Consider the following 9,434-nt stretch of genomic DNA (forward strand, 5'->3'; position numbering starts at 1 on the left):
AGATTTTGTCCCTTGCGGGCAGGCCTGTTGGCAGGTATAATAGAAACGGAAAAATAACCGCGGAAGGAGGGGCACAGATGAAGCGTATCCTGAACAACGGCATCTCATTGATGGTTGTAGTGATCGTGCTGTTCCTGATTCTCCCCCTGCCCACCCAGCTGCTGGATGTTCTGCTGGTGATCAACATTGCCCTGTCCATTGTCATTCTGCTGATTACCATGAACATCAAGGAGACCTTGGAGTTCTCCATCTATCCCTCGCTGCTGCTGATTACCACCCTGTTCCGGTTGGGGCTGAATGTCTCCACGACCCGGCAGATTCTGTGGCAGGGCTATGCCGGAGACGTAATTCGGGCCTTTGGCGACCTGATTACCAGCGGCAATGTAATTATTGGATTTATCATCTTCTTTATCATTGTGATGGTCCAGTTCATCGTCATCACCAAGGGAGCGGAGCGTGTGGCTGAGGTTGCGGCCCGGTTCACCTTGGACGCCATGCCCGGCAAGCAGATGGCCATTGATGCGGACCTGAACACAGGCCTCATCAACGAGCAGGAGGCCCGCCTGCGCCGGGAAAAGATTCAGCGGGAGGCGGATTTCTACGGCGCCATGGACGGCGCCACCAAGATCGTCAAGGGCGACGCGGTGATGTCGCTGATTATCACCTTTATCAACCTGATCGGCGGTATTGTCATCGGCATGGTGCAGAGCGGCATGGAGATCAACGAGGTGCTCACCCGGTACTCCACCGCCACCATTGGCGACGGCTTGGTGAGCCAGCTGCCTGCTCTGATGATCTCCACTGCCACGGGCATGATCGTCACCCGCTCGGTGTCGGACGGAAGCCTGAACACGGATGTGATCAAGCAGTTCACAGCCCAGCCCAGGGCTATTATCACGGCCGGCGCGGCGCTGATTTTTCTGGCGTTGATGCCCAACACCCCTCACTTTGCCCTGACGGTGGTGGCCCTGATTCTGATTGTGTTCGGCTTTGTGCTCAGCCGCCGGCTGCGGGCCCAGCGGGAGCAGGAGGAGGCCGCCTTGGCTCCCCCTGAGGAGGTGGCCCCTGAGGCCGCGCCTGCGGAGGCGGACTACTATAAGGATATCAATAATGTTTACAATCTGCTGACAGTGGAGCCCATTGAGATGGAGGTGGGCTACAGCCTCATCCCTCTGGTGGATGAGAGCAGCGGCGGCAAGCTGATTAACCGCATTGTTATTTTCCGCCGGCAATATGCCCAGGAGATGGGCTTTGTGGTGCCTACGGTGCGTATGCATGACAGCTCGGTGATTGGCACCAACCAGTACACCATTCGCATCAAGGGCGAGGAAGTGGCCAAGGGCGAGATTCTGGTGGATTACTATCTGGCGTTGGAGCCCTCCCGGCCTTTGGGAGAGATTGACGGTATTGAGACTGTGGAGCCCGCCTATGGCATTCCTTCCCGGTGGATTCTGCCGGAGAACAAGGAGATGGCGGAGATTTATGGCTATACGGTCATTGACCCCCTGTCGGTCATTCTGACCCATCTGTCGGAGACCATTAAAAAGCATGCCTACGAGCTGCTCACCCGCACGGAGACCATTCAGCTGGTGGAGAATCTGAAGCGCACCTCTCCCGAGCTGGTGGAGGAGGCCTGCCCGGCAGTGATTTCCTACGCGCTGCTGGAAAAGGTGCTGCGGAACTTGTTGATGGAGGGCATCCCCATTCGGGATATGCAGACCATTTTGGAGACCATGGTGGACGCCATGGGCACCACCCGGGACCCGGACCTGATTACCGAGAGCGTGCGCAACGCCCTGAGCCGGACCATCACAAGGCGGTTCTGCCAGGACGGGCAGCTGCGGGCCATTACTTTGGACGCGGAGGTGGAACGCCGGGTGGTGGCCTCCCTCACCAAGAACGAGCACGGCATCTATCTGGCTATGGAGCCGGACCTGATTCAGACCCTGATCACTCAGCTGGCAGAGCATATGCCCAAGTTTGCCGAGCTGGGGCAGTCGCCTATTCTACTTACGAGCCAGGTGGTGCGTATTTATCTCAGCCGCCTGCTGTCCCAATATTTTGCCAATCTCTATGTTCTGTCCTTCAGCGAGATCGTGGGCACGGTGCAAATCCAGTCCCTGGGTAATGTGACTGCCCAGGCGCCTGCGGTGAGAAGGGCGGTGGGCTCATGAGCTCTGGCCAGCCGGCGGGAAGCTATGAGGGGATGACCACAGAGGAGCTGTTTGACCAGTACCGGCAGACCGGCGACCAGGCCCTGAAGTGGGAGATCGCCATGCGGTACACAGGACTGATTAAGAGCATTGCCCTGCAGATCAGGGGGGTGTTTGCCAGCTTTACCCAGTTGGACGACATTATCAACGAGGGCCTGATTGTGCTGGCGGATGCGGTGGATAAGTTTGACCCGGAGCGGGGCCGGTTTGAGATGTTTGTGGCCAAGCGCATACGGGGGATGATTGTGGACCTGGCCCGCCAGCAGGACTGGGTGCCCCGGGCAGTACGCCAGCGGGCCCAGCGTATTGAGAAGGCCATGACAGACCTGTACAACGCCACAGGCCAGATGCCCAGTGACGCCCAGCTGGCAGAGCACTTGGGCATTACCATGGAGGAGTATCAGGAGGCCATGGCTAATGCCTCGCTGCACAGCATTCTCTCTTTTGAGGAGATGTTTGAGAGCAGCGACCAGTGGCCCGCGGATCCGGGGGCCGAGGAGGGCGCGGGGGGGATGCCGGAGCAGGCCCTAATGAACCAGGAACTGACCCAAACCCTCACCGAGGCCATCAGTTCCATGAAGGAGAACGAGCAGCTGGTGCTCTCCCTCTATTATGAGCGGAACCTGAAGATGAAGGACATTGCCGCGGTGATGGATATTACCCCGCCTAGGGTGTCGCAGATTCATGCCCGGGCTGTGCAGAAGCTGAAGGTGCTGATGGAGAAATATCTGCAGGGGGGAGGCTGACCGCCGCTCTTTGGGCAGGCTGTGGGGCGGTCAGTTAATATTTGAAAAAAATTAGCTTTTCCTAGTGCAAAAAAGCGCGGAATGTGCTATAATTGTTCTGTTATGAAGAAAGCGGGGGACAAACACAATGTTCAAGGGCTTTTATAACCTGGCCTCGGGGATGATTACTCACGGGAAGAACCTGGATGTGATCTCTAACAACATGGCCAATGTTTCCACCACAGGCTTTAAGGCCGACTGCTTTACCGGCCAGACCTTTGACGAGGTCATGTATACCATTGTGGGAAACAAGAATAAGAATTATGTGGACATCGGGAACCAGAGCTATGCCACCGTACCCAGTCAGCTGTACACCGACTACAGTCAGAGCAGCTTTGACCAGACGGGGATGCCTCTGGATTTTGCCATTGATGACGACGGCACAGGGTTTTTCGCCATTCAGACCGAGGACGGCATTGCCTACACCCGGGCGGGAGATTTTTCCCTGGACGACGAGGGCTATCTGGGCCTGCCGGACCATGGCCGGGTGCTGGATGTGAACGGCGAGGAGATTCTGCTGGTGACGGATAAAATCACCACCGACAACTATGGCCGCATTTATACCCGGGACGGGGGCTATGTGGGCCAGATTGGCGTATATGCCTTTGAGGACACCGGCACCTTGACCAAGGACCCTATGGGCATGTTTACCCCCGGGGGACAGCAGCCGGAGGCCCGGGCCACTTTGCTGCACCATGGTATGCTGGAGCGCTCTAATGTAGGGCTGGTGCAGCAGATGGTGAAGATGATTAGCACCCAGCGGGCCTATCAGAGCTCCGCCACTTTGACCAAGATGTATGACCAGGTGATGAGCCACGCGGCCACCGACCTGGGCCGGATCCAGTAAACAGCCATTGAGAGAGGAGTGAGCCTGTTATGAACCAATCCTTCTATACCGCCGCCGTGGGGGCCTGGCAGCAGCAGGTGCGCCTGAATGTGCACGGCAACAATATCGCCAATGTGAACAATTTTGGCTTTAAGGCTAAGCGGCCGGTTTTTTCTGACCTGATGTATGACTATATCAACGGGGCCCGGCAGGACGAAATGCCCCGGGGCACCGGCGCCTACATGGTGTCGGCGGACACGGATTTTGCCCCCACCGGCTTTGCGGACACGGGCCTTGCCATGGACTATGCCATTGAGGGGGAGGGCTTTTTTGCCCTGTGGGACCCGGCTACCGGAGAGTACAGCTACAGCCGGGACGGGTCGTTTACCATGTCGCAGTATATGCTGGACGACGGCACGGGAAACATGCAGACCCACTGGTATCTCTCGGACGGTCTGGGGCGGTTTGTGATGAGCCGCAACGGGCAGCTGATTGAGGTGGACCCGGAGAACCTGGACGCGGAGCAGCCTGTGGGGGTGTTTGACTTTGTGAACACCAACGGCATGCTGAACATCAGCGAGAACCGCTTTCAGCCTGTGGAGAAAAACGGCCAGCTGCGGGTAGGCAGCGGCAAGGTGGTGCAGCGCAAGCTGGAGCAGTCCAATGTGGACCTGGCCAATGAGCTGAGCAAGGTGATCGAGTCGCAGCGCTCCTTTACCTATTCGCTGAAGATGATACAGACCTCGGATGAGATAGAGACAACGGTAAACGATCTGCGCAGGTAAGCCAGCCTGGGCGGATGATTTGGAGGGATCACCATGGTTATCAAGAATTATGAGGACCTGAACAGCCTGGAGATCGACACCCTGCGGGAGATTGGAAGCATTGGCACCGGCAACGCGGCCACAGCCCTTTCGGGCATGCTGGGCTGCCCGGTGCACATCACCCTGCCCGAGGTGCGTATCATGGGCTATAATGAGGCCATTGACTGGATTGGCGGGCCCGAGCCTGTGACGGCGGGGGTGCTGGTGCACATTGGCGGGCAGATGAACGGCATTATGCTCTCGGTGCAGCCGCTGGAATTTATCAATACCATTCTGGGCAAAATGCTTTCCCACTCCATTGAGGAATATGGCCAGCTGGATGAGCTGCAGCGGTCTGCGCTGGTGGAGGTGGGCAATATTATGATATCCACCTTTATCAACGCCCTCTCGGGGCTGGCAGACATGAAGGTGGAGCTGACCGTCCCCAGTCTGACGGTCGACATGCAGGGCGCCATTCTCACAGTGCCCATGGCGGAATACGGCGGTCAGTCCGATTATCTGATGACCATTGGGGGCAATTTCCATTGCGACGGGAAGGAGCTTCCCTGCCGGCTCATTCTTTCTCCCGACATCCGGTCTCTTAATTTCCTTCTGAGAAAGCTGGGCGTGGAAGATGGCTAGTGGTTCCAAGCTGGTGATAGGAATTGCGGACATGAAGATGACCAACGGGGGCGAGGAGCTGATTACCTATGCTCTGGGCTCCTGCTGCGGCATTTGCCTGTATGACCCCAATATCAGGCTGGCCGCCATGGTGCACATCATGCTGCCGCTGAATATGGAGGCAGGCCGCAAAAACACCATGAAGTATGCTGACACGGGGATTCGGGAGACCCTGCGGCAGATGGAGGTAAAGGGGGCCCGCAAGCCCCGCATTGTAGCCAAGGTGGCCGGCGGGGCCAAGATGTTCGCGGTGTCGGGCACAGGGAGCCTGGGTAATATCGGGCAGCGGAATATTGAGAGCGTACATAAGGTGCTGCGGGCCGAGGGCATCCGGCTGGCGGCAGAGGACGTGGGCGGCTCGGTGGCCCGCACCCTCTCCTTTGACCCGTCCACCGGCAGGGCCACCATCCGCAGCTACGGCAAGCCGGACATTGTACTGTGAACGGAAATTTGGAAAGGAGCAAGCAAAGATGGCGATTCTGAAAGACGACGAGATCCTCCTGGAGTCCGGCACAAATGAGATACAGATCCTGCGCTTTACCATTGACGACGTGCTCTACGGCATCAACGTGGCAAAGGTGCGGCAGATCACCATCCCTTCGCCGGTGAAATTCATGCCCCACACCCACGAGGCGGTAGAGGGCATCTTCAAGCCCCGGGACGAGGTGATCACGGTGATCAACCTGCCCCGCTTTTTGGACTGCCCCAATTATGAGCCCAAGGACAAGGATATGTTTATTCTCACCGGCTTTAACAAAATGACGGTGGCCTTCCGGGTGCACACGGTAGAGGGCCTGAGCCGCATTTCCTGGAAGGATATCCAGAAGCCAGACACCACCATCAACGGCGGCAACGACGGGGTGGCTACCGGCATTGCCCAGTGCGGCGACGAGCTGGTGACCATTCTGGACTTTGAGCGCATTGTGGCGGAGATTGCCCCGGAGACCTCCATTAAGATCAGCGAGATTGACGAGCTGGGCCACCGGGAGCGCAGCGACAAGCCTGTGCTGATTGCCGAGGACTCTATTCTGCTCTCCCACATGATCAAGGAGTCCCTTACCAAGGCTGGGTATGTGAACCTGAGGATGTTCCCCAACGGCCACGACCTGTGGGACTTTTTGACAGAGTGCAAAAAGGAGGACAGCCTGGAGGAGAACGTAGCGCTGATTGTGACGGATATTGAGATGCCCCAGATGGACGGCCACCGCCTGACCAAGCTGGTGAAGGACGACCCGGCCCTGAAGCATATTCCTCTGATCATCTTCTCCTCCCTCATCAGTGAAGAAATGCGGGTGAAGGGCAAGCAGCTGGGCGCTAACGAGCAGCTGAGCAAGCCGGAGATCGGGCGGCTGGTGAACGTGATGGACGCCCTGCTGGCCAGGAGTGAAGATGCCAGAGCAAAAGCAGTCAAGAAGTAAGGAGAGGCGACATGAAAGAGCGCTATATCGTCCGGCAGCCCATAAAGAATGACAAGAGCCAGATCATTGCCTATGAGCTGCTCTACTACGGCGAAAACCAGGCCTATGGCAGCAGCAACGATAACGAGTTTGCGGTGGCGGACACGGTTTATAGCTTTTTGATGCAGAATGTGGAGAAGTCGCTGAAGGACGCTCTGCACTTTATGACCTTTACCACCACCCTGCTGATGAAAAAGACCCCGGCACTTTTCCCCAAGGATAAGCTGATTATTCAGATTGACGACAGCGTGGTGATTCACCCGCTGGCCCTTCGCTTTGTGCAGCAGTATGCCAGAGAGGGCTATAAAATTGCGGTGAACGAGTTTCAGTTTGCGCCCCGCTATCTGTCTTTGATCGACTTTATCGACTATATCAAGCTGAACGTGAAGAGCACAAACGAAGCCTCGATGAAGAATATTGTCAACCTGGCGAGAAGCATGGACAAGAGAGTCATTGCCATCAATGTGGACAGCAAGGAGCTGTATGACCAGGCGGTGGCCCTGCAGGTGGACGCTTTGGAGGGAGCCTATGTGGCCAAGCAGCTGGCTACCAAGGCCCATTCTTCCGGTTATCTTCAGAGCAACTTCTTCCGGCTGATGGTAGCTGTGGTGAAGGAGGAGCCGGACATGGAGGAGATTGAGAACATCATCTCTATGGACGCGACCCTGAGCTATGGCCTGCTGCGGGTGGCAAACACTGCCTATTTTGCCACCAAAAAGCGGGTCTCCACCATTCGTCAGGCTATTATGACTTTGGGTATTGCCCAGCTGAAGCAGTGGATTTATCTGCTGAGCAGCACCAATTCCAACAATGAGATTGACGAGTCGGCAGAGGAGTTCCTGAAGCTCTCCTTTATGCGGGCCAGCTTTTGCAGCGAGCTGATGGCCTATGCCAAGGATATGCCTATTTCCCGGCAGGAGGCCTACCTGATGGGAATGTTCTCTACCCTGAACTATCTCATCGACGCGCCCTTGGAGGAGATTCTCTCCACAGTGCCTATGGCGGAGGAGGTAAAGAACGCGCTTCTTCACCACGAGGGCCGCTGCGGCGAACTGTTTGCCCTGGTGCTCAGCTATGAGCAGGCAGACTGGAAGGCCATCAGCGCCCACGCCGAGGCTTTGGGGGTGCCGGCCCATACCCTGACAAATATATATTTTAACTGCACCGAGTCGGTAAACGCGACCTGGCAGCAGCTGAAGGACCCGGGCAGCGCCGCAGAGCCTGCCGGAGAGGCTGCCCAGGAGGAGGAATAAGCGGGGCTGGCATGGCTGGGATGCCCCCGTTTGGGGGCATTTTTTGCAGGAGGAAGAAAGGAGCGGGGCGGAGGTGCCCTTTCTGACAGGAGGGAAAAACCCGGAGCAGCGCGGCCCGAAGCTTTGTGTGGGCTGCTGTGCCTTGCCCATTGGAAACCGGAGAGAGGATGAACAACATGGACGCAAATAAGACGACCCGCCCGCTGGACGCCCGTCCCCTGGACAAAATTGATACGCTGGCCAGCATGAAGCTGCCCAGAAATATCCATCTGGTGCCCCTGGACTTTTACGAGTGCAACGGCGTCACCTATTCCATCCGGCCGGGCTTCTATGATATTAACGGCGCCACCGCCATCCCTGGCGGAGTGAACTTTACGGTCCACTCCCACGGGGCCACGTCGGTGGCTTTGGTGCTGTTCCGCTCTGGGGAGGAGGAGCCCTATGGGGAGATTCCCTTCCCGGAGCCCTATAAGATCGGCAATATGTACTCGATGATTGTGTTCAAGCTGGACATTGCGGACTTTGAGTATGCCTACCGGGTAGACGGTCCCTATGACCCCCGGAAGGGGCTGATTTTTGACCGGAGCAAGTACCTGCTGGACCCCTATGCCAAGGCGGTCACCGGCCAGCGGGAGTGGGGAGAGAAGCAGCCTGGCACCCAGCAGTATAAGGCACGGGTGGTGCGGGACGACTTTGACTGGGGTAACTTTCACGCCCCCCTGATCCCCACTGAGGACCTGGTAATTTATGAGCTGCATGTGCGGGGCTTTACCATGGACCCCTCCTCTGGGGTCTCTTGTCCCGGCACCTTTGAGGGGCTGAGGGAGAAGATCCCCTACCTGAAGGAGCTGGGGGTGAACGCGGTAGAGCTGATGCCCATTTTTGAGTTTGACGAAATGCAGGACTACCGGGAGAAGGACGGGCAGAAGCTCTACAACTACTGGGGCTACAGCACAGTGAGCTTTTTTGCCCCCAACACCAGCTACAGCGCCAGCACCGAGCACAACCGGGAGGGCAATGAGCTCAAGCGGCTGATTCGCGAGCTGAACGAAAACGGCATTGAGGTGTACCTTGACGTGGTGTTTAACCACACTGCCGAGGGCAACGAGCAGGGGCCCTTCTTCTCCTTCAAGGGCTTTGACAACAATATTTATTATCTGCTGACCCCGGATGGGTACTACTACAACTTCAGCGGCTGCGGCAACACCTTGAACTGCAACCACCCCATTGTCCACCAGATGATTCTGGACTGCCTGCGCTACTGGGTGACCACCTACCGCATTGACGGCTTCCGGTTTGATCTGGCCTCTATTCTGGGGCGCAATGAGGACGGTTCTCCCATGGAGAAGCCGCCGCTGCTTCAGTCCCTGGCCTTTGACCCGATTCTGGGCAATGTCAAGCTGATTGCCGAGGCCT

The 9,434-nt window shown here is 57.2% G+C and carries 9 protein-coding genes; all 9 read left to right on the forward strand.

What is annotated here, in order from left to right; all coding sequences use genetic code 11:
- The first annotated feature begins 77 nt into the window (after positions 1-77).
- Complete coding sequence (gene flhA / locus ACTO5E_RS03995; RefSeq protein ID WP_482301770.1) at positions 78-2,174, forward strand: flagellar biosynthesis protein FlhA; 2,097 nt, start codon at positions 78-80, stop codon at positions 2,172-2,174.
- Positions 2,171-2,959 carry a sigma-70 family RNA polymerase sigma factor gene (locus tag ACTO5E_RS04000; protein ID WP_482301771.1) on the forward strand — a complete coding sequence of 263 codons (789 nt, stop codon included), beginning with the start codon at positions 2,171-2,173 and terminating at the stop codon, positions 2,957-2,959. Before flhA ends, ACTO5E_RS04000 begins: the two co-directional genes overlap by 4 nt.
- Positions 2,960-3,086: 127 nt before the next feature.
- The gene (locus ACTO5E_RS04005; RefSeq protein ID WP_482301773.1) at positions 3,087-3,845 is read left to right on the forward strand and encodes a flagellar hook-basal body protein; all 759 of its coding nucleotides are present in this window, start codon (positions 3,087-3,089) and stop codon (positions 3,843-3,845) included.
- A gap of 29 nt (positions 3,846-3,874) precedes the next feature.
- Entirely contained in the window at positions 3,875-4,609 is a 735-nt protein-coding gene (locus tag ACTO5E_RS04010) for a flagellar hook-basal body protein (RefSeq protein ID WP_482301775.1), read from the forward strand.
- Positions 4,610-4,642: 33 nt separating this feature from the next.
- Positions 4,643-5,269: a chemotaxis protein CheC gene (locus ACTO5E_RS04015; RefSeq protein ID WP_482301777.1), complete on the forward strand. Its 627-nt coding sequence runs from the start codon at positions 4,643-4,645 to the stop codon at positions 5,267-5,269.
- A gap of 31 nt (positions 5,270-5,300) precedes the next feature.
- Positions 5,301-5,750, forward strand: a complete 450-nt coding sequence (locus ACTO5E_RS04020) for a chemotaxis protein CheD (protein ID WP_482301779.1) — start codon at positions 5,301-5,303, stop codon at positions 5,748-5,750.
- A 28-nt stretch (positions 5,751-5,778) separates the two neighbouring features.
- Positions 5,779-6,726, forward strand: a complete 948-nt coding sequence (locus ACTO5E_RS04025) for a chemotaxis protein (protein ID WP_482301781.1) — start codon at positions 5,779-5,781, stop codon at positions 6,724-6,726.
- An 11-nt stretch (positions 6,727-6,737) separates the two neighbouring features.
- On the forward strand, positions 6,738-8,018 hold the full coding sequence (locus tag ACTO5E_RS04030) for an EAL and HDOD domain-containing protein (RefSeq protein WP_482301783.1): 1,281 nt from the start codon (positions 6,738-6,740) through the stop codon (positions 8,016-8,018).
- A gap of 245 nt (positions 8,019-8,263) precedes the next feature.
- The coding region (locus ACTO5E_RS04035) for an alpha-amylase family glycosyl hydrolase (protein ID WP_482301784.1) at positions 8,264-9,434 on the forward strand (1,171 nt) is incomplete at its 3' end.

The organism is Acutalibacter sp. (genome assembly GCF_056800975.1).